Below are 26,554 nucleotides of genomic sequence, written 5' to 3' on the forward strand. Positions count from 1 at the left end.
CCCCGGTCCATACACAGAATCCAAGAACAGGCATGCGGTGGATCGCCGCCGCAATCGCATCGATCAGCATCACGACCGTCGCACACGCGGCGTCCGTCGCCCCCGTGGCCGCAGAGAACGGCATGGTCGTCTCGGCACAGCACCTGGCCAGCAAGGTCGGCGTGGAAGTGCTCAAGCGTGGCGGTAACGCGGTCGACGCTGCCGTGGCCGTGGGCTACGCTCTGGCCGTGGTCTATCCGGCTGCCGGCAACCTCGGCGGCGGCGGTTTCATGACCATCCAGCTGGCCGATGGCCGCAAGACCTTCCTCGACTTCCGTGAAGTCGCCCCGAAGGCCGCCACCGCCAACATGTACCTGGACAAGGACGGCAACGTCATCAAGGGCGCGTCCACCAAGGGTCATCTGGCTGTGGGCGTGCCGGGCACCGTGTCCGGCATGGAATACGCCCGCCAGAAGTACGGCACCATGCAACGCGCCGCACTGATCGCGCCGGCCATCACGCTGGCCGACAAGGGCTTCGTCCTCGATCAGGGCGACGTCGACATGCTGCACACCTCCACCAAGGACTTTCAGGAAGACGCCGCATCGGGCGCGATCTTCCTGAACAAGGGGCAGCCCTTCCAGGTGGGCGAGAAGCTGGTGCAGCATGATCTGGCCAAGACGCTGCGTGAGATCAGCACACATGGCACCGACGGCTTCTACAAGGGCTGGGTCGGGCAGGCCATTGCTGCATCGAGCAAGGCGGGCGGTGGCCTCATCACGCAAGAAGACCTCGTCAGCTACAAGACGCGCGAACTGGCGCCGGTCGAGTGCGACTACCGCGGTTATCACGTGGTGTCGGCACCGCCTCCTAGTTCGGGCGGCGTGATCATCTGCGAAATGCTGAACATCCTGGAAGGCTATCCGCTCAAGGATTTGGGCTGGCATTCCGCGCAGGCCACGCACTACCAGATCGAAGCCATGCGCCACGCCTATGTGGACCGCAACAGCTACCTGGGCGATCCGGATTTCGTGAAGAACCCGCTGGACCGTCTGCTGAGCAAGGACTACGCGGCCAAGATCCGCGCCGTGATCGACCCGAAGAAGGCGGGCGTGTCGAAGGACATCAAGCCGGGCGTCGAGCCGCATGAAGGCAGCAACACGACGCACTACTCGATTGCCGACAAGTACGGCAACGCGGTGTCGGTCACGTACACGCTCAACGACTGGTTTGGCGCGAAGGTGACGGCCGCCAAGACGGGCGTGATCCTGAACGACGAGATGGACGACTTCACGGCCAAGGTCGGCGTGCCGAATCTGTACGGCCTGGTGCAGGGTGAAGCCAATTCGATCGCCCCGGGCAAGCGTCCGCTGTCGTCGATGAGCCCGACCATCGTCACCAAGGACGGCAAGCCCGTCATGGTGGTGGGCACGCCGGGCGGCAGCCGCATCATCACGGCCGTCATGCTGACCATGATCAACGCGATCGACTACGGCATGAACGTGCAGGAAGCCGTCGACATGCCGCGCTTCCATCAGCAATGGCTGCCGGACGTGACCAACGTCGAGCCGTATGCCCTGTCGGAAGATACGCGCAAGATCCTGACGTCGATGGGTCACAACCTGGGCGCGCCGCAGCCGGCCAACCATCTGGCGGCGATCATCGTCGGGGCGCCGTCGCTGGGTGGCAAGCCGATTGGCAACAACCGGTTCTATGGCGCGAATGATCCGCGTCGCAATACGGGGCTGGCAGCCGGTTATTGATCGGCATTGCAGCACCCGCAGCACGAAAACAGCCCGCCGAAACTTGGTGGGCTTTTTCTTTGCGGCGGTTACCGGATCAGGCTGCCGCGGTCAGCACCGGCAGGTTGCCTTCGCCAAAGCCGTGGTGCCCGCGCCGCTGCACGATCTCGAAGAAGATCTCGCCCGGATGGCGCTTGATGAAGGTCTGCAGGAACAGTTTGGGCACGCCGTCGACGATCTCGCCGTCGACCAGGATGCCGTATCGGCGCAGGGCTTGCAGATCCAATCCGTGACCCGGCAAGCGCGCGTCGACGGTGTCGTAATAGTGCGCGGGCGGCTCGACGAAGGTGAGGCCGTTGGCGGCGAGCGATGTGGCTGTGCGCAGGATGTCGTCGGTCGCCAGTGCAATGTGCTGCACGCCCTCGCCGGGGTGGTCGGGCAGGTAGGCGTGCATGAGGTGCGCGCGGTGCGTCCCTTCTTCATAGAGCGGAATCCGGATCATGCCGCAAGACGACACCATCACACGTGAATCCGCCGCGACGTGCCAGTTGGCGTGCAGCTCGTGAATTTCGCTGAAGCCGAGCTGGTTGCGGTAGAAGTCGATCCAGTCCTGCAAGCGCCCGGGGCCGACGGTTTGCGTGAGGTGGTCGACACGCGCCAGTCCGACGCCTGCGTGGTGCCAGTCCTCATGCGCGGTCGCAGTGTCCAGCGGCCGGAAGTCGATGTCATAGATGGAGATGTCGCCCAGGCCACCTTGGGCACCGTGCTTGCCGCGCCAGCGGTCGACAAAGTACAGGTGCGTATCGCCCACGCCCTGGATGGCCGGGATCACCAGTTCGCTCGGGCCGATGGGCTCGGCCTCGGCCGGCCATGCCCCCAGTTCGACGGCGCGGCCGCAAGCGCGCTGGGCATCGTCGACGCGGATGCCGATGGCGCAGATGCCCACGCCGTATTCCTCGGCCCAACGGTGCGCGAACGAATCGGCTTCCGCGTTGACGAGGAAGTTCATGTCGCCTTGCCGATACAGCGTGACGTCCTTGCTCACATGCCGCGCGATGGCCTTGAAACCCAGCGATGCGAACACCTGGCCGAGCGCGGCGGGCGTTTGCGTGGCGAACTCAATGAACTCCAAGCCGGCGGTCTTGAACGGCAGGTCGGCGTTGCGGCTCATGGTCAAACTCCTGTGGCTGAGGCAAAGAATGAGGACCCCGCATTGTGTACCACGCAGGTGGCGATGCGCACCCCACAGTTGCTATGCGGCAGCCCTTTGTGCATTCGGCTGATGCTGCAGCTTTGGCAGCCAGAGAAATGCGATGGTCGCCAGCACGGCGCCGGCAAGCATCATGGGCGCCACCATGGGCCAGGCGCCGAGGCTGTGCGAGGCGTCGTCAAACGCGGCCGCGGTCTGCCCCAGGCAGAAGGCCGCCAGCATCATGATGAAGCCCGACCAAGACACGGCACGCCCCGCGAGATGCGGCAGCTCGCCTACTGCGCCTGCCTGGCCGCAAGGCTGGTGAATGCCATGGCCCATGCAATAGATTGCGTGCCCGAGCAGCAGCGGCCACGCGTGTCCCGGAAGCAGCCAGCAGCCCAGCGCCTGGATGCACGCGCCGGCCACGCTGAGCGTTGCGCCTTGCTGTACCGTCCGCACAAGGCTTTGGCGACGCAGCAGGCGTCGGCATCCTGTCGTGCTGAGGATATAGACGAGCGAGCCGCCGGCCGGTATCCAGCCATAAAGCTCCGGTGATAGGCCGAGGTATGCGATGTAGACCATCGGCGAAAGCAGGAGGAAGCAGAAGATGCCGGCATAGGTGGCGGCTGCAAGCAAACCCCAGGCGCGAAAATCCGCGCTCGAAAAAATTGCCCGCACGCTGCCCACCTGCGCCTTTGTCTCGTGTCGGGTTTCGGCAAAGCCGTACCAGCACATCGCCCACAGCACGATTGCATAAAAGCTCATGCCCACCAGCACCCAACGCCAACCGGCGGTTTGTGCGACGAAGGCCCCCAGAATCGGTGCCATCAACGCCACGAAACCGAGCCCAGTGAGGCCGCGCGCCATAACGTGCGGACCATCGCGTGCCGGGTGCAGATCGCGTACGGCAGCACGTGCGCACACCAGGATCGCGGCCATCGAGAAACCCTGGAGGGCGCGTGCCGCGGTCAGCATCGAAGCGGTTGTCGCCAGCGCGCCGGCCAGGGCAGCCAGGGCATAGCACGCGAGCCCGATCAGCAGCACTTGGCGCCGGCCAAAACGATCGGCCAGGCTGCCCATCGGGAGTTGCCCGATGCCAAAGGCCAGCGCGAAGACCGTGAGACTCGTGCTGGCCGATCCCAGTGTCTGGGCAATCGCTGGCAGGGCGGGGAGGTAGCTGTCGGTCGCAACCGGCTGTGCCGATAGCAACAGCGGCAGCAACAGGGCAAAGCTCAGAGGGCGACGCGTCATCGGGTCAGTAGGCGATGGCTGCACTGCGCCGCAGTTCCTCTGCTGTGGCGGTGCCGAAGCCGAAGAACTCCAGATACGCAGGAATCATCTCGAACAGCATGTCGGTGCCGACCTGGACGTCGCAGCCCTTGTCGAGCGCCGCACGCAACAGCGGCGTGTATTCGGATTTCATGACGACCTCGCCGACAAAGCAGCTCGGCGCAATGCGTGCCACGTCGAAGGGCAGCGGATCGTCTTCCTTCATGCCCACCGGCGTGGCGTTGACGACCACATCGAAGCCGTCCGGATCATTCGATCCGGTACTCACCACCAGCGCGGGGTAGTGCTCAAGTAGACGTCGGCCGAGCGATTCGGCGGATTCTGCGCGCGTGTCGTACAGAGCCAGCTCGCTCACCCCCGCAGCCGCCAGCGACGCCGCAATTGCGGAGCCGACACCCCCGGCCCCCGAAAGCAATACGCGCGCGCCTTTGAGCTGACGCCCTTTGCGCAGCACGCCGCGCACGAAGCCCGCACCGTCGAACTGGTCGCCGAGCAAGGTTCCGTCATCGCGCTTGAGCACGGCATTGCAGGCGCCCGCGATCCGCACGGCGGGCGTGACTTCATCGACCAGCGCCACCGTGGTGACCTTGTGCGGCATGGTGATCAGCGCACCGCGCAGGTTGGTGAAACGGCAAATCGATTCGAAGCTCTGCGCGTAATCCTCCGCCTTGACCCCCATCGGGACCACAACGGCATCGATGTCTTTTTGCTCGAACCAGGGGTTGTAGATCATCGGTGACTTGAACGTCTCCGTCGGGTAGCCGATGTGGGCGATGAGGGTGGTTCTTCCAGAAATCATGGTTCAGGTGTGCGTGTTTCAGGCGGCCAAGGTTCCGGCCCGCTGGCGGGCATATTCGGCCTTGTCGACGGGTTGGGCGGCTGGCTGGCCCAGCTCGTCCATGTGGATGCGGTAGGTCTCGCGTGCGCTCATGGCGGCGGCCGCGGCAACCACGGTCACGCCAAAGGCAATGGCGCCCACGGTCAGCCAGATGTTGGTGGCTCCCGGCGGCGCGACGGCGGTGAAGATGGCCGGCAGCATGGCCGTGATGGCGGTGCCGATGTTCTGCGAAATCGCCATCGCCGACACACGGGTGCGCGTGGGGAACAGCTCGGGATAGAAGCTCGGGAATACGGCGTTATAGCCCTGGTACACCACGCCCCACATCAGAATCGACATGGCAAACGCGAGGGGCACGTTCTTGATGCTGATGGCGTACAGATAGGCAAACGCCAGCAGGCCGGCGAGCAGCGAACCGATCACGATGGGCGGCTTGCGGCCAATGCGGTCGGACAGGTCGCCAACATACGGAATCACCAGCACGGCAACGATGTTGCCCACCACCGGAATCCACAGGTAAATATCTTTGGCGAAGCCGATGCCGTAAGCCGGCTGCACCGCATAGGCCGCGCCAAAGATGGTGGCCACCACAGGAATCACGTTCATGAGCGCCATGCACACCACGCGCAACATGTCGGGCGTGCTGTACTTGAAAGCGTCGATGACCGGTGAGCGAGGGCGCGCCTGCTGTTCTTTTTCTGCCGTGAAGGCGGGCGTCTCATGCACTTCGCGGCGGATCACGTAGCCTGCGATGATGACCACGAAACTCAGCACGAACGGAATGCGCCAGCCCCAGGTGTTGAACTGTTCTGCGGGCATGTAGTGCGCCAGGGGCAGGAACACGGCGGCCGCCAGGATCTGCCCGGCTTGCACGCCTTGCAGCGTAAAGCTCGCATAGAATCCGCGCCGGCCAAACGGCGCGTGCTCGAGGATCATCGAGCTGGCGCCGGAAATTTCACCGGCCACGGCAAAACCCTGAATCAGCCGCATGACGACCAGCAACGTGGGAGCCAGCAGGCCAACCTGGTCATACGTGGGCAGCAGTCCCACGGCAATGGTCGAAAAGCCCATCAGGAACATGCACCAGAGCAGAACGTTCTTGCGCCCGTGCGTGTCGCCCAGGTGGCCCAGCACGAACGCCCCGATCGGCCGCGCGATGTAACCCACGCCGTACGTGGCCAGCGAGGCGATGATGGCCGTCTTGGGGTCGCCCTTGGGGAAGAAGATCTGCGGAAAGATCAGCGCCGCTGCGGTGGCGTAGATAAAGAAGTCGTAGTACTCGAGCGCCGAGCCGATCCAGCCGCTGGCGGCGGCTTTCTTCGACTGGTGCTTGCCCAAGGGCTCGTGGGCAGGGGCTGCGGTCATGGTTGTCTCCGGTTTTATCTGTGCGGCCTATCGTGCGATGCGTTCGATGAAGGGCCGTCTGTACACGCAACGCAGCGTAGTCCGCTGCAGCGGTGTGGCACAAGCGAAGAACGCCTGAGGGCGGTCGATCATCGCACGAGTTTGTGCGAAAAACGCACGGCTCGAGGGTTTTTCCGAAGGAAATGTCTGGGTAGTCGCTGTTACAACGTGAGGTATCCCCACTTCGCAGGTGACCGCGTCCTGTGCAATGGCAATGCACCGGCCACACAGGGAGAACCCGTCGGATACGCTGCGGGGGCACGAGGAGCGGCTTCTCATGAAAGACGATCGATTGCTGGAAATGCGGATCTTCAAGGCTGTGGTTGAAGCCGGTGGATTCACCGCGGCGGCACATGCACTCAATGCCAGCCAGCCCTTTGTCAGCCAGACCATCACCCATCTGGAGCGCCGCTTGGGTGTGCAGCTCTTGCATCGCTCCACGCGCAAGCAGCGCTTGACCAGTGAGGGCGAACGGTTTCTCGCTTCCTGCCATGACCTGCTTGAAGCCGTTGAGCAGGCCGAAGCTCAGATTCGCGCAACCGAGCCCACGGGAGACTTGCGTGTCAGCGTCCCCCAGGCATTCGGCATCGATCAGATTGTTCCGGCGTTACCTGGTTTCCTTTCGACCTATCCGAAGTTGACGGTTCGGTTTTCGTTGTCTGATTCGCTCGTCAATCTGATCGAGGACAACTTCGATGTGGCGGTGCGGATGGGGCGCCTGCAGGACTCGTCGCTACGCAGCCGAAAGCTTTGTGAGTTGCAGCGTATTGTCGTTGCGGCACCTAGCTACCTTGCCCGGCATGGCCTGCCAGTGACGCCGCAAGGGCTCGACCGCCATCAGTGCCTGCTCTGGGATGCCCCGCGGGAGCATTTGAACCAGTGGCCTTTCATGATGAATGGCAAGCCGGAAAAATTTCTGGTGCGGGGCGGATTCCGCAGCACCGATGGCAGCACGCTGTTCGAGTTGTGCGTGGCTGGCATTGGCATCATGCGGCTGGCCGAACATTTGGCACTGCCGGCCATTCGCAGCGGCAAGCTCGTGCCGCTGCTATCCGATTACCAAGCGCAGGACGACACTGCCATTTACGCCGTGTATTTGCCTGAACGCCAGTTAGTGCCACGTATCCGCGCCTTTGTCGACTACTTTGTCGAGGTGTTCCGACAACCACCCTGGCAAAGGCAGGTGCCTTGATGCGCATTTATATGCGGACGCAATAAATCTTATTGCGGCGCGCGCCTAGATCGGTCGCGGCTGCTGGATGAAACTTCGCTTCACCAAGTTTCCGATTCCCACGCCCCCCGTAGATAGGAGCAAGCATGAGCAACCTCGCTCAAAAACTGAATGAACTGGGCCGCACGGCCGCCCATCCATCGAATCAGTCGATCTATCAGCCCAGGCAGCAAGGCCTGAAATTCCCCAAGCTGCCCGAATTCACCATGTTTGCCGAAGAGCGCCAGCATCGCAAAGAGCGACTGGTGGCAGCCTGCCGCGCATTCGCGCTGCACAACCTCGATTACGGCTTTGCCGGCCATCTGACCGTGCGCGATCCGGAGTTTCCGGAGTTGTACTGGACCAACCCGATGGCCGTGCATTTCTCGCAGGTCAAGCTTTCCAACCTGATCCTTGCCGACCACAATGGCAAGGTCATCGAAGGCTCGTATGCGCTGAACCGTGCCGGCTTCGTATTGCACGCAGCGGTGCATGAAGCCAACTCAGACATCGTGGCGATGTGCCACGCGCATACCGTCTACGGCACCGCTTTCGCGGCGTTGGGCCGGCCGCTCGATCCGATCACGCAGGACGCCGCGGCATTTTTCGAGGACCACGTCGTCATCAAGGACGAGGCCGGTGCCGTTGCTGTTGAAGAGAGGGCCGGCACGTCGATCTGCGACCACTTCAAGAACGTGAAGGCGGCCATCCACCAGAACCACGGTCTGCTGACCGTCAGCCGCCACAGCATTGAAGCGGCCGCCTTCTGGTTTATCGCGCTGGAACGCTGCTGCCAGCAACAGTTGCTGATTGAAGCCACCGGAGCCAAGCCGGTGATGGTGTCGGAATACAGCTCGCGCTACAGCCGTGAACACGTCGGCAGCGAATACATCGGCTGGCTCCATTTCCAGCCGATCTACGAGCAACTGGTGCAGACCAACCCCGACATGTTCGACTGATACCGCAACGCAATTTATCAACGGCGATCAAGGACCAGCGGGCCGGCCTTGGTACACGATCCGGCCCCCCGGAACGGCCCGCTAGAGGATGACTGGAGACAACGATGTTGAAGACTGCACATGGTGGTGAAGCCGCCATCCATGCCGACTTGGAGGAAGCCGCCTACACCAAGGTGACCTTGCGGCTGATCCCCTTCCTGTTCCTGTGCTACGTGTTTGCCTACCTCGATCGCGTCAACGTGGGCTTCGCCAAGCTGCAGATGCTGTCGGACCTCAAGTTCAGCGAAACGATTTACGGCTTGGGCGCCGGCATTTTCTTCATTGGCTACTTTCTGATGGAAGTGCCCAGCAATCTGGCGCTGCATCGGTTTGGCGCACGCAAGTGGATCGCCCGGATCATGATCAGTTGGGGCATCTTGTCCGCTGCCATGATCTTCGTGAAGACGCCCACAGCCTTCTATGTACTGCGCTTCCTGCTGGGGGTAGCGGAGGCCGGTTTCTTCCCAGGGATCATTCTTTACCTCACGTATTGGTATCCGGCCTCGCGGCGCTCCAAGATCACGGCGCTGTTCATGACGGGCATTCCAATTGCGGGTGTGGTGGGGGGGCCGCTGTCCGGCTGGATTCTGGATCGCTTCCACAACGTGAATGGCATGCACGAATGGCAGTGGCTTTTCCTGTTGGAAGCGATTCCATCGCTAGTGGCGGGTGTGGTCACGTTCTTCTATCTGGACGATAGGATTCGTGACGCGAAGTGGCTTGATGCCGATGAGAAGGCCGTTCTTGAGCGAGAGCTCGCGAGCGACTCCGGCAAGATTGAAGTGCACAACGCCAGCGGTGCATTTACAAATGCGCGAGTCTGGGTCCTGTGTGCCTGCTATTTCGGGATCATCATGGGCCTGTACGGCATCAGCTTCTGGCTGCCGACGCTTATCAAGGCTTCCGGTGTGACCAGCGCATTCGATGTCGGCCTGCTCACCATGATTCCGTATGGCGCCGCTGCCGTTGCGATGGTGATGATTGGTCGCAGTTCAGACCGCACCAAGGAGCGCCGTTGGCACGTTGCGTTGCCGGCCATAGTTGGCGCGGTAGGTCTGACGGCCAGCACGTTCGTGTCGCATCAGCCCGCCATGGCTGTTCTGGCGCTCACCTTCGCGACGATCGGAATTCTGGGCGCGTTGTGCCAGTTCTGGTCGATCCCACCGGCATTTCTGGGTGGCGCGGCTGCAGCGGCTGGTATTGCCTTGATCAATTCGGTGGGCAATCTGGCGGGATTTGTCAGCCCATATCTGGTGGGCTGGATTAAAGACGCCACGAATAGCACGGACTTGGGCTTGTACTGTGTGGCCGCATCGCTGATCGCGGCCGCCGCGATTGTCCTGACGGTACCGAAAAAGGTGGTGAATCGCTGAACAGGCGGCGGGGCGGCCGGCCCTGCCGCAAAGAGGGGGCGGGTGCCTACAGCACCCGCATGATCGACAGCGCAGTGTCCTGTAGAACCTGCAGTACCCGCTGCAAGGCGTGCTCGGTGGTTTCTTCACCGACCTGCATATTCACGCTCAGCGCGGCGATCACGTTGCCGTGCCGGTCACGCAACGGCACGGCCACGCCCCGCACGCCAATCTGCAACTGCTGTTCGACCACGGCGTAGTCCTGCCGGCCGGCCTTGCGGATTTCATCGAACAGGCGGTCCCGCTGCAGGATCGTGTAAGGCGTGTACGGCGTCAGCACACAGGTTTCCAGCCATGCCTTGACCTTCTGCTCGGGTTGCGCGGCCAGCATCATCACACCGGCCGACGCGAGCGGGGCGGGCACGCGTGCACCCAGGACGAATCCCGTGCTCATGACCCGGCTGGTGCTGGTGCGCGAAATGAAAACGAGCTCCCAATCATCCAGCACGCTGAGGTACGCCACCTCGCCCACGGCGGCGGTCACCTGCTGCAGGAACGGCTGCACCGTGCGCGGCAGTCGCGCCGAATCGAAGTACGACCAGCCCACCTTCAGCACGCGCGGCGTCAGACTGAACAGCGTGCCTTCGCTGGTGAGGTAGCCCAGGTGTTCAAGCGTCAGCAGGTAACGGCGCGCGGCTGTGCGGGTAAGACCGGTCAGCTCGGCGGCCTGGGTGGGCGTCAACCGCGGGTGCTCGTGGTCGAATGCCTCCAGGATCGCGAGCCCTTTTTCCAGCCCGGCGATCCAGTCGCGCCGGTTCAGCGGTTCCTTCGTCATGGCGATAACCCTAAAAACGAGCGATATGTGCGCATGATTGTACGGTGATCGCACGCTGTTGCGCGAATGCCGCTTGTGAATGCGGGGTGTGGCCACCTACGCTGCGGGCATCGTCAGACAACGCATCGCCATGAATTCGCTCCGCACAGCGCGCTATCCCAAATGCATCGCCACCGTGTGCCTGTCCGGCACGCTGCCTGAAAAGCTGGAGGCGGCGGCCGCTGCCGGTTTTGATGGCATCGAGATCTTCGAAAACGATCTGCTGAACTTCGACGGCTCCCCGGCCCGGGTGCGTCAGATGGCGGCAGATCTCGGGCTTGCGATCATGCTGTACCAGCCGTTCCGTGATTTCGAAGCCATGCCGCGTGAGTTGTTTGCACGAAACCTGGCGCGCGCCGAGCGCAAGTTCGACGTGATGGCCGAACTGGGTGTCGAGACGGTGCTGGTATGCAGCAACGTGCAGGACATCGCCATCGACGACCCGGCGCGCGCGGCAGACGATCTGCGCCAGATGGCGGAAGCTGCGGCCGGGCGTGGGCTGCGTGTGGGCTACGAGGCGCTGGCATGGGGGCGGCACACGCGAACCTGGCGGCAAGCGTGGCAAATCGTGCAGCAGGCTGACCACCCGGCGCTCGGGCTGATTCTCGACAGCTTCCATACGCTGTCGCTGGGCGACACGTTGGATGGCCTTAGCAACGTGCCGGCGGACAAGCTCTTCTTCGTGCAGTTTGCGGATGCGCCAAGGCTGTCGATGGACGTACTGTCCTGGAGCCGGCATCACCGTAACTTCCCGGGGCAGGGCGACCTGCCGGTGACGGACTTTGCGCGCGACTTGCTTGCTGCGGGCTATACCGGGCCCTTGTCGCTCGAAGTCTTCAATGACGATTTCCGCTCCGCGCCCGCGCGGCTCACGGCGCTGGATGGCATGCGTTCACTATTCTGGCTGGAGTCCGAAGCGGGCGGCGCAGAACTGCCGGCCGCAGCTCAATTTGAAGGCGTGGACTTCCTGGAGTTTGCCGTCGATGCCGCAGCAGGGCGGGAGCTTGAAATGCGCCTGCGTGCACTGGGTTTTGCCTTTGCCGGGCACCATCGCTCCAAGGCCGTTGACCTGTATCGGCAAGGCCGCGTCAACGTGATCCTGAACATGGAGCAGGACAGCGCGGCGTCGGAGCATTTCGAGCTGCATGGGCCGTCTGTCTGCGCGATCGGCCTGAAGGTGGACGACGCCGAGCGCGCCATGGCACGCGCACGTGTGCTGTGCGCCCAGGAGTGGCGCGGGCCGGTGGGGCCTGCCGAACGCAGCATTCCCGCGCTGCGGGCCCCCGATGGCACGCTGCTCTATCTGATCGACGACCGCCAAGCCGATCGCAGCATCTACGAAAGCGATTTCGTTCTCCATCCTGGCATGCAGGACGATGCAGCGGGATTGGCATCGATCGACCACGTCGCGCAGGCGCTGCCCGCACATCGGCTCGACAGCTTCGTGCTGTTCTACCGGGCCATCTTCGGCATGGAAGCCGAACCCGAACAGGAGATTGCCGACCCGTACGGCCTCGTGAAAAGCCGTGCGATGGTGAGCCCCGACCGCAACGTGCGGATTCCGCTCAACGTATCGGAGAGCGGGCGCACCGCCACCGGCCGGTTCATTGCCGCCTACGCGGGCTCGGGCGTGCATCACATTGCCTTGCGCACCGAGCGGCTGTTCGAAACCATTGAGGCCATCGACCGCGGCGCGGCCCACCTGCAGCATGTGCCCGAGAACTACTACGACGACGTCGCCGCCCGCCTGGGGCTGGACGATGCGCTGCTCACCCGCCTGCACGACGATGGTCTGCTCTACGACCGCGACCCGCACGGCGACTTCCTGCACACCTACACCGAGCCCTTTCGCGAGCGCTTCTTCTTCGAGCTTGTCCAGCGCAACGGCTACCTGGGCTACGGCGCGGCAAACGCCGCTGTGCGCATGGCCGTACAGGCGCAACTGAGCCGCACCACCACCAATACGGCTGACCACTGAGTCACGAAGACTTTGGCGCTCGCGGTCGTGCGGCCGTGGGCGTTATCCACGCAACACCACGGCTGCGCGGGCAGCCGTTGCACATCCATCCCCATCACATCAAAGAGGAGACAAGGGAGCCATGAACAAGACAATGATTGCCGCATTGGTGCTCGGAGCCACGAGCCTGCCAGCGGCAGCGCAAACCACCGGCGGTGTCACGCTCTACGGGCTGATCGACACCACCATCCGCTACAGCACGCACGAAAACGCGGCAGGCAACAGCAATCTGCAGATGATGGACGGCGTGCTGACCGGTAGCCGCTGGGGCCTGCGTGGCACCGAAGACCTGGGTGGCGGCACCAAGGCCATGTTCATCCTGGAATCGGGCTTCTTCCCCGATACCGGCGGCAGCCAGCAGGGCGGGCGACTGTTCGGACGCACCGCGGTGGTGGGCCTGGAAGGCGACTACGGCAAGCTCTACCTCGGCCGGCAATACACGCTGGCACACGAGGTTTTGTCTTCGTACGAGGCGATGGCGTTTGCCAACAACTCCATCGTCGGCTATCAGGGCGGCAACTACACCGGCCTGCGCTACGACAACACGGTCAAGTACATCAAGTCGTTCGGCGGTCTGCAGCTTGCCGGCGCATGGACGTTTGGCGAAGCAGCCGGCAGCTTCAGCAAGAGTTCGGCCGGCGCCGGCTCGATCGTCTACAGCATGGGCTCGGCTGAAGTGGGCGCGGTGTATCAGGTCACGCGCGATGTGTCGTCGGCGTTCTTCGGCGCGGTGCCGGCGGCGCTTGCCAGCAAGCAGACGGTCTGGGGCTTTGGCGGCAAGCTGGATACCTCGATTGCCACGTGGTACCTCGGCTACACGAACAGCCGCCTCGACGTGGCCGACTACAAGAACCAGGCCGCCTATGTGGGCGCAAAGGTGCCGATCTCCGGCGCACTGAGCTTCATCGGCACCGTGCAGTACGACTGGATGAAGCACCTCGATGCCAGCGGCAAGCGCCTGACCACCGCCGGCATGCTCGACTACGCCTTCAGCAAGCGCACCGATGTGTATGCCGAGGTGGACTACACGCATCTGCAGGGGAGTTGGGTGGCGTTGGACAGCGCCGCCGCGTTCAACAACTCCGGCAACCTGTACGGCAACAACTCGCGCTTGGGCGTGATGCTGGGCGTGCGACACAAGTTCTGATCGCTTGGATCGTTCTCGCAATGAAAAAAAGCCCGCCAATGTTCCGGCGGGCTTTTTTCATGCTGCGATCAATGCAGCGGGCAATCTCGCGCGATCACGTCGCCTACCATGGCAGCGGTTGCGCCAGACAGCGTCCAGCCCAGGTGCCCGTGTCCCGTGTTGTAGAACACGCGCGCGTGCCGCCCTCGGCCGACGCGCGGCATCATGTCCGGCATCATCGGGCGCAAGCCGGCCCAGGGCACCACACGCGAGGTACCAATCGCAAAGTTGCGGCGTGTCCATGCCACCAGCGGTTCGATGCGGTCCGCGCGAATGTCGCGGTTGTAGCCATTGAACTCCGCCGTACCGGCCACGCGGAACCGGCCAGTGCCCAGGCGGCTCGTCACGATCTTCGCGCTCTCATCCAGCAGGCTGACCCACGGCGCGCCTTGCACGCTGGCATCGTCGTCCAGGTGCACCGTGATCGAATAACCCTTGACCGGATACACGTTGATGCGATCGCCCACGAGTTGTGCGATATGCCGGCTGCCCACGCCCGCGCACACGACCATCGCATCGGCGGCAAGGTCCTGCACGACATTCGCCGCGGTGGTGGAAAGGCGGTCATCGAGCGTGGTTTGCAACAGCAGGCGCACGCCGCTTTCGGTGGTTTCCACATGGCGCACATCCACGCCGTGCATGAATCGCACGCCGCGCTTCTCACACGCCTGTGCCAGGCCGCGCGTGAACTTGTGGATGTCACCGGTGGCGTCGGATGCGGTGAAGTAGCCGCCGTAGTAGTTGCCGCGCAGCGTCGGCTCAATGGCGGCGATCTCCTCGGGGCTCACGGCGTGCCGCTCAAGCCCGCCGGCGACGAGCAGGGCGTTGGCCTTGCCTGCTGCCGCAAAGCTGGCCTTGTCGTGATAGACGTGCAGAATGCCGCGCTTCTGCAGGTCGAAATCGATCTGCTCCCGTTCGGCCATCGCAAACAGATGCTTGCGTGCCTCGATGGCCATGCGTGTGGTCTCGATGGTGTTGCGGCGGTAGTGCGCGATGCTGGCCACGAACTCGCCGATCCACGAGTATTTGTGCCACGAGGGCTTGGGATTGAGCAGCAGCGGGGCATCGTTGCGCAGCATCCATTTGATGCCTTTGAGCAGCGTGCCGGTGCTGTTCCAGACTTCAGCGTTGCTGGCGGAAAGCTGCCCGCCGTTGGCGAACGATGTTTCCATGGCCGGGTACAGGTGGCGGTCGAGCACCGTGACCCGATAGCCGAGTTGCGAGAGCGTGTAAGCAGTGGTGACGCCGGATATGCCGGCGCCGACGATGACGATGTGCGTCATGGCGGTCCCTATGGAGTGATGTCATGACCGGACGATCCGGTCGGCTCACCCCATCTGTCTCGGGACCTGAGAGCTTGGGCGTCAGCAGCGCTGGCGCCTTCCCCTTCGGTGGGCGCGCGCGTGCACGCCTCTCTCCAGATTCGCAGTCGACGCCACAGTCCTTTTGCCTGAGAGTTTCCGGGGTGGTTGCTCCATCGGCGCCGGGCGTTGCACGTGCGTGCGTTGAGCCCGGTCTCTCCTGCGGCGTGTTGCAGCTGTCGTTGGTGCGTCAGCCGCGCCTGCGTGCTGCCGGTGTGGGCAGCGGGGGGGAGTGTGTCACGGGTTGTGAGGTTCGGCAAGTCGCGCTGTAGCGGATGCAACGGGAGGCGTGTCGTCCTTCAGGTCGACGCCGCTGCGGCCGAGCGCCAGCGCGCCGTTGAGCAGGTACACCAGTCGGGTCGCAGCCTGGTCATAGGCCAGGCCTGCCGGCCGCACATTGGAGATGCAGTTCCGCTCCGCATCGGAACGGCCAACACGCGGCGCGCAGGTCAGGTAAATGCCCAGGCTGTCAGGCGAACTCAACCCTGGCCGCTCACCGATCAGCATCACCACCTGCCGCGCGCCCAGCAGTGCACCGATCTCATCCCCCAGCGCAACCCGGGACTGCTCGGCGATGGCGACTGGCCCGATCGACCAGCCGGCCGGCAGACGCTCACGCACGCTGCGTAGCAGCGGCACTGCATGGCTTTGCACCGCCAATGCGGAGAGCCCATCGGCAATCACGAAGACAACGTCGAACGGCTGCGCTGGCCGCAACGCGCCAAGTCTTGCGCGGCTGGCCTCGTCAAGGCGGCGGCCAAGGTCGGGACGGCGCAGATATTCCGCGCGATCCGCAGCCGCGCTGTGCGCCGTCACCGCTGTGAAGCCCGCTTCCTCAAGCGCGGCCGCCACTGCTGCGCTATCGAGCGGCAGGTGCACGGCATCGCGCGCCTGGGCATGCGCCACGCCGAATGCCAGCACGGCGTCGGTCGTCTGGCTGTTGCCGGCGCGGCCCAGCGCGATACGGGCGTCGGTAAAGGCGCGCAGGTGCGCCCACGGATTCAGCTGAACGAGGGAGTGTTTCGGCATGAGCGGCTTCCCAACAAATTCACAGTGCGTGAGCCAACTGCAGCAGTGGTTGCCGCGCCGTGGCGTCTTGCAGGCGGCCGGCCGCATCGACGATGCCCATGCTTTGCAGCCACGCCTCGAACTCCGGTGCGGGCCGCAGGCCGAGCGAGTCGCGCAGATAGAGCGCGTCATGGAACGATGTGCTCTGGTAGTTCAGCATGATGTCGTCAGCGCCCGGCACGCCCATGATGAAATGGATGCCCGCCACGCCAAACAGCGTCAGCAGCGTATCCATGTCGTCCTGGTCCGCTTCTGCGTGGTTGGTATAGCAGACGTCGCAGCCCATCGGCAGGCCCATCAGCTTGCCGCAGAAGTGGTCTTCCAATCCGGCGCGGATGATCTGCTTGCCGTCGTACAAGTACTCCGGCCCGATAAAGCCGACCACCGTATTCACCAGCAAGGGCGAAAACGCCCGCGCTACGGCATAGGCACGCGCTTCCATCGTTTGCTGATCAACGCCGTGGTGCGCATTGGCCGACAGCGCGCTGCCATGGCCGGTCTCGAAATACATCACGTTGTTGCCGACCGTGCCGCGCGCCAGGCTTTGTGCTGCGTCATGGGTCTCGGCCAGCAAGGCCAGGCTGATGCCGAATCCCGCGTTGGCCTGTTCGCTGCCCGCCACCGACTGGAACACCAGGTCGACCGGCGCACCTTGGTCAATGGCGCGTATGGTGTTCGTCACGTGGGTCAGCACGCACGACTGCGTGGGAATGGCGTAGCGGTTGCGCAGCTCATCCACCAGTTGCAGCAGCGAAACGATGGCGCCGAGATTGTCGCCGGCAGGGTTGATGCCGATGGTCGCGTCGCCGCAGCCATAGAGCAGGCCATCGATGATCGATGCAGCAATGCCTTTGGGATCATCCGTCGGGTGGTTGGGCTGCAGCCGGACCGACAACCGGCCGGGCAAACCGATGGTGTTGCGAAAGCGCGTGACCACGCGGCACTTGCGCGCCACGGCGACCAGATCCTGGTTGCGCATCAGCTTGCTGACCGCGGCGGCCATTTCCGGCGTGATGCCGGGCGCGACGCTTGCCAGTGTCTGGCTGTCGGTCTCATGCAGGAGCAGCCAGTTGCGGAATTCCCCCACCGTGAGCGAGGCGATCGGGCCGAAGGCCTGCGCGTCGTGCCGATCAAGAATCAGGCGCGTGACCTCGTCGTCTTCATAGGGCACCAGCGCTTCGTTGAGAAACACCGACAGCGGCACATCCGCCAGTGCCATCCGTGCGGCCATGCGTTCGCCCTCACTGGCCGCGGCCAGGCCCGCCAGGTAGTCGCCGGAGCGCGCTGGGCTCGCTTTGGCCAGGAGTGTCTTGAGATCGTTGAACACATGGCGCTGTGCGCCAATGGTGTGGGCAAAGTGCATGATGGGATACCCGGCAGAGTCCAATGGCGGTGACGGCGATGCCTATCCTGCCACTTTAGTTGCCTTCCAAGCCATGGCGGCAATGTTCTAATACGGGTTTCTCAAACGTCGATATCCCGCGCCAATGACCGCTTCCGCCACACCGTCCCGTACACATCAAGCGGGCTCTGCCATGGAAGTGCTGGCGGTCTTTCTCAAGCTGGGCCTCACGAGCTTCGGCGGCCCTGTCGCGCATATCGGCTACTTCCGCCGCGAGTTCGTGGAGCGTCGGCGCTGGCTGGACGACGCCACATTCACCGATCTGGTCGGGCTGTGCCAGTTTCTGCCGGGGCCTGCCAGCAGCCAGGTCGGGTTTTCCGTCGGCCTGCTCCGGGCCGGCTGGCGCGGCGGGTTGGCGGCGTGGTGCGGCTTTACGCTGCCTTCCGTCTTGTTGCTGCTGGCATTTGCGATGCTCGCGCCGAGCCTCGGCGGCCCGTTTGGCGCGGGCCTGATCCACGGTTTGAAGCTGGTTGCCGTTGCTGTGGTGGCGCAGGCCGTGTGGGACATGGCGCGCAAGCTCTGTCCAGACTGGCAGCGCGCAGGCATCGCGGTACTCAGCATCGCCGTGCTTGGCGCGTTGACGACCGTCTACGCGCAACTTGTCGTGATTGCGCTTGGCGCCGCGCTGGGCCTGGTGTTGTGCCGGACATCCCGTCCGGCCAGCGGTAGCCAGAGGGCAGGGCAGGAGGCCGCATTCCGCGTGTCTCACGTGGCCAGCATCGTCAGCCTGTCGTTGTTCTGCGCGCTGCTGTTCGGACTTCCGGTTCTGACGGATCTTCATCCGTGGATGCCCGCGAAGGTATTCGACGCGTTCTATCGCTCTGGTGCATTGGTTTTTGGGGGCGGGCACGTCGTGCTTCCGTTGCTGGAGCAGCAGACGGTCGCGACCGGTTGGGTGGCATCGAACGATTTTTTGGCTGGCTACGGTGCCGCACAGGCCGTGCCGGGGCCGCTCTTCACCTTCGCCGCTTTCCTCGGTTGGACGATCGGGCCGGGGCTCAATCACTGGGCCGGGGCTGCCCTTGCTACGGTGGGCATTTTCCTGCCGGGCTTGCTGTTGGTCATCGCGGCGCTGCCTTACTGGCAGGGATTGCGCGCGCGCCCGTCCATGGCAGCGTTGCTTGCGGGGGTGAATGCCGCAGTGGTTGGATTGCTGGCGTTCGCCCTTTACACGCCGGTCTGGACGAGCGCAGTGCGGTCATGGAGCGATGTTGCCGTCGCGGTGACTGCGTTCCTGCTGCTGACACGATGGAAAACGCCACCGCTGATCGTGGTGGCGTTCTGTGCAGCGGCGGGTGTTGCCGCTGCCATGTTGGGTTGAATCGCGCGCTTCCTGTGAGCGCCAACCGGTAGCTGCGCAGGGCAGGGGCGTCATTCATCCATCAACCGAACCCTGACCTTTTTGCCCTTCATCGTGCCGGCATTGAGCTTGCGCAGCGCCTCGCGCGCGATGCCGCGTTCGACCGCGACGTAGGTCGAGAATTCCGTCACGTTGATCTTGCCGATCTGGTCGCCGCGAAAGCCGGCATCCCCGGTCAGTGCGCCGAGCACATCGCCGGGGCGGATCTTCTCCTTGCGCCCACCCAGAATCTGCAGCGTTTCCATGGGCGGCAGCAGCGGCGCATCGTTGCCGGTATCAAGCTCGTCGAGTTTGTGCCATTCGACCTCGCGGCCCATTGCTTCTTCGATATTGCCGACGCGGCCCATCTCGTCCATGCTGGCGAGGCTCAACGCCCAGCCGTTGTCATCGGCGCGGCCTGTGCGGCCAATTCGATGCACGTGCACTTCGGGGTCGGGCGTCACATCAACGTTGATCACCGCTTCGAGTTGCGCGATATCGAGCCCGCGTGCGGCAACGTCGGTCGCAACCAGCACCGAGCAACTGCGGTTCGCGAACTGGATCAGCACCTGGTCGCGTTCACGCTGTTCGAGTTCGCCATGCAGCGCGAGTGCGTGGATGCCCTGCGCGCGCAAGACGTCGAGCAGGTCTCGGCATTGCTGCTTCGTGTTGCAGAACGCGAGCGTGCTGACCGGTCGATAGTGCCTGAGCAGTTGCCCCACCGCATGCAGCCGCTGGCTGTCGGTCACCTCGTAGAAGCGCTGGCGGATCTTGCTGTCGTCGTGGCGCTCTTCGAGCTTCACTTCCTTCGGGTTGCGGAGAATCCGCTGGCTCAGCTTGGCAATACCTTCCGGGTACGTCGCCGAGAACAGCAGCGTTTGCCGGTCGGCCGGGCATTGGCGCACGACCGTCGCAATGTCATCGAAGAAGCCCATGTCGAGCATGCGGTCGGCCTCGTCCAGCACCAGCGTCTTCAGTGCACCGAGCCCGAGATTGCCGCGCTCCAGATGGTCCATGATGCGCCCGGGCGTACCGACGATGACGTGGGCGCCATGTTCAAGGCTCGCCGCCTGCGGGCGCATCGGTGTGCCGCCGCACAGCGTCAGCACCTTCACGTTTTCTTCGGCACGCGCCAGGCGGCGGATTTCCTGCGCAACTTGGTCGGCAAGCTCGCGCGTGGGGCAGAGCACCATCGCCTGCACGTCGAAGCTGCGCGCGTCGAGCCGTGCGAGCAGGGCCAGCGCAAACGCAGCGGTTTTGCCGCTGCCCGTTTTTGCCTGCGCGATCAGATCGTGGCCGGCAAGCGCGATCGGCAGGCTTGCGGCCTGGATCGGTGTCATGTCGGTGTAGCCGAGCTGCGCAAGGTTCGTGAGCACAGCCGGGGCGAGCGCTAGGGTGCTGAAAGGCGTGGCGGTCGGTTCGATGGTCATGTCGTTGCGTTGGATCACTTGAGCGGCTTGCCTTCGATTTGCTTGTAGATGACCCGGCCGTCTTTGGTTTCGACGCGTTTGAGATAGTTGCGTGCGCCGCATAGCGCACAGCGGAACAGCGGCCCTTGGCCCTCGTCTTTAATGACGACCTCGGAAAGCTGCCACTGCGTGCCGCAGCTCTGGTTGATGCAAGTGAACACAGTTTTCTCTAGATGGAGGTGTCGTTGTGCCTCGGTGACGAGGCAGGTAGACCGGGCGCGCGTGCGCCAATGTCAATCTGGACGCATATCTCTACCCCAAATGGCTTTGCCGCACCATGCGGGAGACATTGCGCCACCTTTGCTTATTTTGGCCGGAGAGGTGGAAATGACATCGCGTCTCGTTGGGTTCGTTCCCGCGCGACGTCGAATCTCGTGCGATGCCTGCGCTATGCGCCGAATGCATCCTGTTGTTGCAACAGATTCGCGGGCGCAATGTTGAGTGCTGCGGGAATCCTTGGTCGCAATGGCGGATCGCGGCGTTTTCCCGGCCGGACTCTAACACACCCGTTCAGGTCCGTAACGTGCGGGCCGAGCTTTTGTGGCGACCGTCGGCCAGCCGTGCATGTCATTTCGTTGAAGCCGCCTGGAGTTCACACTCTTATCGTGGTTTGAGGTGCATCAACTCCGGGCCGTAGCCGCTGGCATCTAATGGATTGCACATTTGGCAATCGTTTGATGCCCCGACCATGCGCGCCGCCCCCGTGCCGTCTTCGCCGACGGCAGATCTGATCGACCTGCCATTTCACGCTGCGCTTGCCCGCGCATCCAACTCGCTGTCGCTTGCATCCATGCAACTGGCGTTGCTCGATTGGGCGCTGCATCTTTCCGTCTCGCCGGGCAAGCAGCTGGATCTGTGCCGCTTGGCACTGACGCAGGCCCAACAACTCGAGGGCTACATCCGGAACTGCATGGGGTCCGGCCCTCAGAACGTGTGCCTTTGCGTCCAGCCGCCGGCCCACGACCGTCGTTTCTCGGCTGACGAGTGGCGATTGTGGCCGTTCAACGTGCTGCAGCAGTCCTTCCTGTTGACCGAGCAATGGTGGGATGCGGCCACGCGGGGCGTGTGGGGTGTCGCCAAGCATCATGAGGACGTGGTTGCCTTTGCTGCGCGGCAATGGCTCGACATGATGTCGCCGGGCAACCAAATGGCAACCAATCCCATTGTCCTGCGTCAGACCTTTGAGCAGCGCGGCACTAACCTAGTACGCGGCGCGCTCAATGCGCTCGATGATCTGGAGCGCTCCATGAGCGGAGCGCCCGCCGCCGGCACCGAGCGCTTTGTGGTGGGCCGTGACGTGGCCATCACGCCCGGCAAGGTGGTCTTGCGCAACCGCCTGATCGAGTTGATCCAGTACGCACCGGCTACGGGCAAGGTCCAGGCCGAGCCCATCCTGATCGTGCCGGCCTGGATCATGAAGTACTACATCCTGGATCTATCGCCGGAGAACTCGTTGATCCGCTATCTGGTCGAGCAGGGCCATACCGTGTTCTGCATCTCCTGGAAGAACCCCGACGAGGCAGATCGCGCCCTCGACATGGACGACTACCTCAAGCTTGGTGTCTTTGCCGCGCTCGATGCTGTGAATGCCATCGTGCCGGGCCAGCGCGTTCACGCCGCCGGCTACTGCCTCGGGGGCACATTGTTGGCCATTGCCACGGCTGCCATGGCACGCGATGGCGATGCACGGCTGGCGTCCATGACGCTCTTTGCCGCACAGACAGACTTCTGCGAGCCGGGCGAACTGGGCCTGTTCATCGATGAAGCACAGGTCAGTCTGCTCGAAGCACAGATGGAGCAGACCGGCTATCTGCGCGCCAGCCAGATGGCAGGGGCCTTCCAGATGCTGCGCTCATACGACTTGCTGTGGTCGCGCCTGGTGGGCGAATACCTGCTGGGGGACCGCGCACCCATGAACGATCTGATGGCCTGGAACGCCGATGCCACGCGCATGCCCGCGCGCATGCACAGCCAGTACCTGCGGCATCTGTTCCTGAATGACGACCTGAGCGAGGGCCACTATCCCGTCAACGGCAAGCCGGTGGTACTCAACGATATCGATTTGCCCATCTTCGTGGTCGGCACGCTGACCGACCACGTGGCGCCTTGGCGCTCCGTCTACAAGCTGCATCACCTGACCGAGGCGGAGCTGACGTTCGTGCTGACCAGCGGCGGTCATAACGCCGGCATCGTCAGCCCGCCCGCCAACTCGCATCGAAGATTCCAGTTGCAGACACGCCACACAGGCGAGACATCGGCGGCGCCGGATGACTGGCTGGCATCGGCGCCCGCCACCGATGGTTCGTGGTGGCCGGCGTGGCATGCATGGCTGGTTGCGCATGCTTCGGGTTCCACGGCGGTTAACCCGCCGAGCATGGGCGCTCCAGGATTGCCGCCACTGGCCGAAGCGCCCGGCACCTACGTGCTGGAGAAATAGATGCGTGTGGAGAAACAACGCGGGGATCTGGTCCAAGGTCTGGTCGATGGGACTGGTGGTGTGGCCTCAATGTCTGGCCATCTGCCTCATCGGCACCGTGCTGTTTCTCGCATCATTGGCGCGCTTTCGCCAAACCATCAGCTAGATGACTTAAGGAGCCAACATGGATACGCCCGCCAACGTTCCTCTCGCGCTTCAAAAGGCGCAGATTGCATTCGGACTGCAGACGTTGGGTCTGCTCAAGGCAGCGCGACAGCGCTGGTGTGAGCTCGGCGCCGAGCTGCTGGCCGCAGACGTTGCCCGCACGGAGTCTGCATTGGCCGATCTGCAAAGCGTCGAGGACTGGAGCGCGTTTGCGACATTGCTGCCCAACGCCTTCTGGCAGACCAGCCAGCGTGCCATGGGTGTGCTGCAGGGCGTGCTGCAGACGGCCATCTCGAACCAATCGCGCTTCGTGGCCGATTACCAGCGCGTCATGCTGGAATGGCAGCAGGCTTCCGTACGGGCCCTAAGCACGGCCGGCAATGTCATGCCGGTCCACACGGCGCTACAGGGGATGCTCTCGGCGTGGGGCGCGCCAGGCGATGCACTCCTCCGCTCCACAGCCGTGCAGCCGCATCTTGCGCGTGCCCCCCGAAAGGGCAACGGTCAACTCCACAAATCGTCCTGACGAACACGCATGGGCCCCGATCATCCGCCCGCTCTACCCGCATTGCTGCCGGCCAGCGATCTGAACGTGGTGCGCAATCGCACCTTTGACGAGATTGCGATTGGCGACACGGCAGCCATCCTGCGCACCCTGACACCGGAGGACGTCCAGCTCTTTGCCGTGTTGTCGGGAGACGTCAATCCGCAGCACCTGGACGCGGACTTTGCCGCATCGACGCGCTTTCATGGCGTGATTGCGCACGGCATGCTGGGCGGAGCGCTCATTTCCGCGCTGCTCGGGACCCGTTTGCCGGGGCCGGGAACGATCTACCTTGGGCAGACGCTGCAATTTCTCGGTCCGGTACGCGTTGGCGACACGTTAACCATCCGGGTGACGGTGGTCAGCAAGGAGGATGCGAGCAAGCGGGTCACGCTGGCATGCACGTGTACAAACGACAGCGGCACGGTGGCCATCACGGGCGAGGCCGAGGTCATCGCGCCCACCGAGCGGATCGAGCGTCCGCGCACCACACTGCCGGATGTGCGTATCACCACCGGCAGTGATGGTATGCACCGGCTGCTCGACCATGTACGACCTCTTGGTGCAGTCCGCATGGCCATCGTCCACCCGTGCGATGCGCTGAGCCTGACAGCCGTGATGGACGCGCACGCTGAAGGCCTGATCGTGCCTTGCCTCGTCGCGCCATACGCCAAGCTGATGCGGGTAGCCGCAGATGCCGGGCTTGACCTCAGTGGCATAGAGATTGAAGACGTGCCGCACAGCTGTGCTGCTGCCACCCGCGCCGTGGAGCTTGTGACGCAGGGCAGGGCAGAGGCGCTCATGAAGGGCAGCCTGCATACCGATGAATTGATGGCAGCGGTCGTGCGCGACGAAGCGGGGCTGCGTACCAAGCGCCGGATCAGCCATTGTTTCCTGATGCAGTCGCCCGCGTATCCGCGGCCGTTTATCGTGACGGACGCCGCCATCAACATCGTGCCGACCCTGGATCAAAAGGCGGACATCGTCCGTAACGCCATCGATCTGGCCCATGCGATTGGCGTGGAACGGCCTCGGGTGGCGATCCTTGCGGCGGTCGAGACCGTGAACCCGCGTATGCCGGCCACGCTCGATGCGGCCGCACTGTGCAAGATGGCGGACCGCGGCCAGATCGAGGGTGGTGTGCTGGACGGGCCACTGGCTTTCGATAACGCGGTATCCGCCGCTGCCGCGCGCATCAAGGGCCTCGTCTCGGAAGTGGCAGGGCAGGCCGATGTGCTGGTGGTGCCCGATCTGGAAAGCGGCAACATGCTCGCCAAACAGTTGGAATACCTGGGCGGGGCTGCAAGCGCAGGCATTGTGCTCGGCGCCCGCGTGCCCATTGTGTTGACCAGCCGTGCCGACTCGCGTGAATCGCGCATCGCGTCGTGCGCCCTTGCCACGTTGCTTGCCCACCGCTACCGCAACTTGCCGCCATGAGCGATTGCATCGTCGTACTGAACTGCGGCTCGTCGAGCATCAAGTTTGCGTTGTTCGATGCCAACTTTGACCCGTTGCCGCGTGCGCCAATGTGGAACGGCACAGTAGAGGGGATCGGCACTGAACACCCCACGGCGACAGAGGCTGGCGCGCCGACACAGGTGCTGGAGCTTGATGCTGCGCAGCCGTATCACGCCGCGCTCATGCACATTCGCCAGCGGGTCGAGCAAAGGCTGGAAGGCCGCCGGCTCAAGGCCGTGGCCCATCGGGTGGTGCATGGCGGCGCCAAGTACTTCGCGCCGGTACGCGTGAACGCGGAGGTGCTTTCCGATCTGCGCAGCTACATTCCACTGGCACCGTTGCATCAACCGTTTGCACTGGAAGCCATCGAGGCGCTTCTGTTGGGCTTGTCCGATGTGCCACAAGTCGCATGCTTCGATACCGCGTTCCACCGCACGCTGCCACAGGTCGAGACGATGCTGCCGCTGCCTTACATGGCATGGGAGCGTGGCCTGCGGCGTTATGGCTTTCATGGGTTGTCGTACGAGTACATGTCGATCGCCTTGCCCGAACGGCATGGCGATATCGCCCGCGGGCGAACCATCGTCGCGCATCTCGGCAGCGGCGCGAGCCTGTGCGCAATGATCGAACTGAAGAGCGTGGCCACAACGATGGGGTTTTCCGCGCTCGATGGCCTGATGATGGGGACGCGATGCGGCTCGCTCGATCCGGGGGCGGTGCTCTACATGATGGAGACGGAGCATCTGTCCCCGGCACAGGTCGGGCACGTGCTGTATCACGAATCGGGTCTGCTTGGCGTGTCAGGGCTGTCTTCCGATCCGCGCGACCTGATTCCGCGCGAGGCCGACAACCCACGTGTGCAGGCAGCGCTTGCGCTCTACGTGCGCCGGATCGTCCGCGAGATCGGCGCACTGGTGGCGGTACTTGGCGGCCTGGATTTTCTGGTGTTCACGGCCGGGATTGGCGAACACAACGCGGTACTGCGCGAACGCGTTGTGGGGGGACTTGGTTATCTGGGCGCCAACCTGGATGGCGAGGCCAACCAAGCGCATGCCGCGATCATTTCCAGTTCAGCGAGCCGGATTCGCGTGGCGGTGGAGCCTACTAATGAGGAGTGGGTGGCAGCTCGGCATGCGGTTCAATGCAATTTGCAGTGACGAGTCTTCTTGTCGAAAGAACTGGATGGCACGGGCTGCTGTCACGTCGCCCATAGGCGCAGATTTTATTTTACATAACCTTTATTATGCGAA

21 protein-coding genes and 1 riboswitch are annotated in these 26,554 nt (G+C 63.5%); of the genes, 11 read left to right on the plus strand and 10 right to left on the minus strand.

Annotation, left to right across the window (positions count from 1 at the left end; translation table 11 throughout):
- The first annotated feature begins 32 nt into the window (after window positions 1–32).
- Window positions 33–1,742 carry a gamma-glutamyltransferase gene (ggt, locus tag AAHM38_RS22795; protein ID WP_116575160.1) on the plus strand — a complete coding sequence of 570 codons (1,710 nt, stop codon included), beginning with the start codon at window positions 33–35 and terminating at the stop codon, window positions 1,740–1,742.
- 76 nt (window positions 1,743–1,818) lie between these two features.
- On the opposite strand, the gene AAHM38_RS22800 is transcribed toward ggt, so the two are convergent.
- From AAHM38_RS22800 to AAHM38_RS22815, 4 genes are all read right to left on the minus strand, one after another.
- Window positions 1,819–2,892 carry a 4-hydroxyphenylpyruvate dioxygenase family protein gene (locus AAHM38_RS22800; RefSeq protein ID WP_116575159.1) on the minus strand — a complete coding sequence of 358 codons (1,074 nt, stop codon included), beginning with the start codon at window positions 2,890–2,892 and terminating at the stop codon, window positions 1,819–1,821.
- An 81-nt stretch (window positions 2,893–2,973) separates the two neighbouring features.
- On the minus strand, window positions 2,974–4,164 hold the full coding sequence (locus AAHM38_RS22805) for an MFS transporter (RefSeq protein WP_116575158.1): 1,191 nt from the start codon (window positions 4,162–4,164) through the stop codon (window positions 2,974–2,976).
- A gap of 4 nt (window positions 4,165–4,168) precedes the next feature.
- On the minus strand, window positions 4,169–5,002 hold the full coding sequence (locus AAHM38_RS22810) for a shikimate dehydrogenase family protein (RefSeq protein ID WP_103519054.1): 834 nt from the start codon (window positions 5,000–5,002) through the stop codon (window positions 4,169–4,171).
- 18 nt (window positions 5,003–5,020) lie between these two features.
- Window positions 5,021–6,406, minus strand: coding sequence for an MFS transporter (locus tag AAHM38_RS22815; RefSeq protein WP_103519053.1), 1,386 nt, complete (start codon window positions 6,404–6,406; stop codon window positions 5,021–5,023).
- Between the two features lie 316 nt (window positions 6,407–6,722).
- Between AAHM38_RS22815 and AAHM38_RS22820 the strand changes: the two genes are divergently transcribed.
- From AAHM38_RS22820 to AAHM38_RS22830, 3 genes are all read left to right on the plus strand, one after another.
- Window positions 6,723–7,637: a LysR family transcriptional regulator gene (locus AAHM38_RS22820; RefSeq protein WP_039375625.1), complete on the plus strand. Its 915-nt coding sequence runs from the start codon at window positions 6,723–6,725 to the stop codon at window positions 7,635–7,637.
- Between the two features lie 125 nt (window positions 7,638–7,762).
- The gene (locus tag AAHM38_RS22825) at window positions 7,763–8,614 is read left to right on the plus strand and encodes a class II aldolase/adducin family protein (RefSeq protein ID WP_004627265.1); all 852 of its coding nucleotides are present in this window, start codon (window positions 7,763–7,765) and stop codon (window positions 8,612–8,614) included.
- A 104-nt stretch (window positions 8,615–8,718) separates the two neighbouring features.
- A complete protein-coding gene (locus AAHM38_RS22830) occupies window positions 8,719–10,026 on the plus strand; it encodes an MFS transporter (RefSeq protein ID WP_004627260.1) in 1,308 nt (435 codons plus the stop codon).
- A gap of 46 nt (window positions 10,027–10,072) precedes the next feature.
- Here AAHM38_RS22830 and AAHM38_RS22835 read toward each other — a convergent pair whose 3' ends face one another.
- Window positions 10,073–10,840: an IclR family transcriptional regulator domain-containing protein gene (locus tag AAHM38_RS22835; RefSeq protein ID WP_009240699.1), complete on the minus strand. Its 768-nt coding sequence runs from the start codon at window positions 10,838–10,840 to the stop codon at window positions 10,073–10,075.
- 130 nt (window positions 10,841–10,970) lie between these two features.
- Between AAHM38_RS22835 and AAHM38_RS22840 the strand changes: the two genes are divergently transcribed.
- Together AAHM38_RS22840 and AAHM38_RS22845 are read left to right on the plus strand one after the other, a co-directional pair.
- Window positions 10,971–12,857, plus strand: coding sequence for a bifunctional sugar phosphate isomerase/epimerase/4-hydroxyphenylpyruvate dioxygenase family protein (locus AAHM38_RS22840; RefSeq protein WP_116575324.1), 1,887 nt, complete (start codon window positions 10,971–10,973; stop codon window positions 12,855–12,857).
- 121 nt (window positions 12,858–12,978) lie between these two features.
- Complete coding sequence (locus AAHM38_RS22845) at window positions 12,979–14,043, plus strand: porin (RefSeq protein WP_116575157.1); 1,065 nt, start codon at window positions 12,979–12,981, stop codon at window positions 14,041–14,043.
- Window positions 14,044–14,111: 68 nt separating this feature from the next.
- Here AAHM38_RS22845 and AAHM38_RS22850 read toward each other — a convergent pair whose 3' ends face one another.
- From AAHM38_RS22850 to AAHM38_RS22860, 3 genes are all read right to left on the minus strand, one after another.
- The gene (locus AAHM38_RS22850) at window positions 14,112–15,365 is read right to left on the minus strand and encodes a D-amino acid dehydrogenase (protein ID WP_116575156.1); all 1,254 of its coding nucleotides are present in this window, start codon (window positions 15,363–15,365) and stop codon (window positions 14,112–14,114) included.
- A gap of 145 nt (window positions 15,366–15,510) precedes the next feature.
- Window positions 15,511–15,616: riboswitch (glycine riboswitch) on the minus strand.
- A gap of 64 nt (window positions 15,617–15,680) precedes the next feature.
- Entirely contained in the window at window positions 15,681–16,472 is a 792-nt protein-coding gene (gene eutC, locus AAHM38_RS22855) for an ethanolamine ammonia-lyase subunit EutC (RefSeq protein WP_116575155.1), read from the minus strand.
- 19 nt (window positions 16,473–16,491) lie between these two features.
- Window positions 16,492–17,874, minus strand: a complete 1,383-nt coding sequence (locus tag AAHM38_RS22860; RefSeq protein ID WP_116575323.1) for an ethanolamine ammonia-lyase subunit EutB — start codon at window positions 17,872–17,874, stop codon at window positions 16,492–16,494.
- A 124-nt stretch (window positions 17,875–17,998) separates the two neighbouring features.
- On the opposite strand from AAHM38_RS22860, the gene chrA reads away from it, so the two are divergent.
- Entirely contained in the window at window positions 17,999–19,234 is a 1,236-nt protein-coding gene (gene chrA, locus AAHM38_RS22865; protein WP_116575154.1) for a chromate efflux transporter, read from the plus strand.
- Window positions 19,235–19,284: 50 nt separating this feature from the next.
- Here the strand turns inward: chrA and dbpA are convergent, their stop codons facing one another.
- The gene (gene dbpA / locus AAHM38_RS22870; RefSeq protein ID WP_116575322.1) at window positions 19,285–20,682 is read right to left on the minus strand and encodes an ATP-dependent RNA helicase DbpA; all 1,398 of its coding nucleotides are present in this window, start codon (window positions 20,680–20,682) and stop codon (window positions 19,285–19,287) included.
- Between the two features lie 14 nt (window positions 20,683–20,696).
- Window positions 20,697–20,882, minus strand: coding sequence for a hypothetical protein (locus AAHM38_RS22875; RefSeq protein ID WP_065855164.1), 186 nt, complete (start codon window positions 20,880–20,882; stop codon window positions 20,697–20,699).
- Between the two features lie 527 nt (window positions 20,883–21,409).
- Between AAHM38_RS22875 and AAHM38_RS22880 the strand changes: the two genes are divergently transcribed.
- From AAHM38_RS22880 to AAHM38_RS22895, 4 genes are all read left to right on the plus strand, one after another.
- A complete protein-coding gene (locus AAHM38_RS22880) occupies window positions 21,410–23,158 on the plus strand; it encodes a PHA/PHB synthase family protein (RefSeq protein WP_103519472.1) in 1,749 nt (582 codons plus the stop codon).
- Between the two features lie 163 nt (window positions 23,159–23,321).
- Complete coding sequence (locus tag AAHM38_RS22885; RefSeq protein ID WP_103519049.1) at window positions 23,322–23,828, plus strand: hypothetical protein; 507 nt, start codon at window positions 23,322–23,324, stop codon at window positions 23,826–23,828.
- Between the two features lie 9 nt (window positions 23,829–23,837).
- The gene (locus AAHM38_RS22890; RefSeq protein ID WP_009241702.1) at window positions 23,838–25,283 is read left to right on the plus strand and encodes a bifunctional enoyl-CoA hydratase/phosphate acetyltransferase; all 1,446 of its coding nucleotides are present in this window, start codon (window positions 23,838–23,840) and stop codon (window positions 25,281–25,283) included.
- The gene (locus AAHM38_RS22895) at window positions 25,280–26,461 is read left to right on the plus strand and encodes an acetate/propionate family kinase (protein WP_103519048.1); all 1,182 of its coding nucleotides are present in this window, start codon (window positions 25,280–25,282) and stop codon (window positions 26,459–26,461) included. Before AAHM38_RS22890 ends, AAHM38_RS22895 begins: the two co-directional genes overlap by 4 nt.
- The last annotated feature ends 93 nt before the right edge of the window (window positions 26,462–26,554 follow it).

This window comes from Ralstonia sp. OTU4908 (genome assembly GCF_038440115.1).
GTDB lineage: Bacteria > Pseudomonadota > Gammaproteobacteria > Burkholderiales > Burkholderiaceae > Ralstonia > Ralstonia pickettii.

Bases quoted from the DNA above. Each gene is read 5' to 3' on its own strand.
- ggt (WP_116575160.1), top strand. From the start codon at position 33: ATGCGGTGGATCGCCGCCGCAATCGCATCGATCAGCATCACGACCGTC.
- AAHM38_RS22800 (WP_116575159.1), bottom strand. From the start codon at position 2,892: ATGAGCCGCAACGCCGACCTGCCGTTCAAGACCGCCGGCTTGGAGTTC.
- AAHM38_RS22805 (WP_116575158.1), bottom strand. From the start codon at position 4,164: ATGACGCGTCGCCCTCTGAGCTTTGCCCTGTTGCTGCCGCTGTTGCTA.
- AAHM38_RS22810 (WP_103519054.1), bottom strand. From the start codon at position 5,002: ATGATTTCTGGAAGAACCACCCTCATCGCCCACATCGGCTACCCGACG.
- AAHM38_RS22815 (WP_103519053.1), bottom strand. From the start codon at position 6,406: ATGACCGCAGCCCCTGCCCACGAGCCCTTGGGCAAGCACCAGTCGAAG.
- AAHM38_RS22820 (WP_039375625.1), top strand. From the start codon at position 6,723: ATGAAAGACGATCGATTGCTGGAAATGCGGATCTTCAAGGCTGTGGTT.
- AAHM38_RS22825 (WP_004627265.1), top strand. From the start codon at position 7,763: ATGAGCAACCTCGCTCAAAAACTGAATGAACTGGGCCGCACGGCCGCC.
- AAHM38_RS22830 (WP_004627260.1), top strand. From the start codon at position 8,719: ATGTTGAAGACTGCACATGGTGGTGAAGCCGCCATCCATGCCGACTTG.
- AAHM38_RS22835 (WP_009240699.1), bottom strand. From the start codon at position 10,840: ATGACGAAGGAACCGCTGAACCGGCGCGACTGGATCGCCGGGCTGGAA.
- AAHM38_RS22840 (WP_116575324.1), top strand. From the start codon at position 10,971: ATGAATTCGCTCCGCACAGCGCGCTATCCCAAATGCATCGCCACCGTG.
- AAHM38_RS22845 (WP_116575157.1), top strand. From the start codon at position 12,979: ATGAACAAGACAATGATTGCCGCATTGGTGCTCGGAGCCACGAGCCTG.
- AAHM38_RS22850 (WP_116575156.1), bottom strand. From the start codon at position 15,365: ATGACGCACATCGTCATCGTCGGCGCCGGCATATCCGGCGTCACCACT.
- eutC (WP_116575155.1), bottom strand. From the start codon at position 16,472: ATGCCGAAACACTCCCTCGTTCAGCTGAATCCGTGGGCGCACCTGCGC.
- AAHM38_RS22860 (WP_116575323.1), bottom strand. From the start codon at position 17,874: ATGCACTTTGCCCACACCATTGGCGCACAGCGCCATGTGTTCAACGAT.
- chrA (WP_116575154.1), top strand. From the start codon at position 17,999: ATGACCGCTTCCGCCACACCGTCCCGTACACATCAAGCGGGCTCTGCC.
- dbpA (WP_116575322.1), bottom strand. From the start codon at position 20,682: ATGACCATCGAACCGACCGCCACGCCTTTCAGCACCCTAGCGCTCGCC.
- AAHM38_RS22880 (WP_103519472.1), top strand. From the start codon at position 21,410: ATGCGCGCCGCCCCCGTGCCGTCTTCGCCGACGGCAGATCTGATCGAC.
- AAHM38_RS22885 (WP_103519049.1), top strand. From the start codon at position 23,322: ATGGATACGCCCGCCAACGTTCCTCTCGCGCTTCAAAAGGCGCAGATT.
- AAHM38_RS22890 (WP_009241702.1), top strand. From the start codon at position 23,838: ATGGGCCCCGATCATCCGCCCGCTCTACCCGCATTGCTGCCGGCCAGC.
- AAHM38_RS22895 (WP_103519048.1), top strand. From the start codon at position 25,280: ATGAGCGATTGCATCGTCGTACTGAACTGCGGCTCGTCGAGCATCAAG.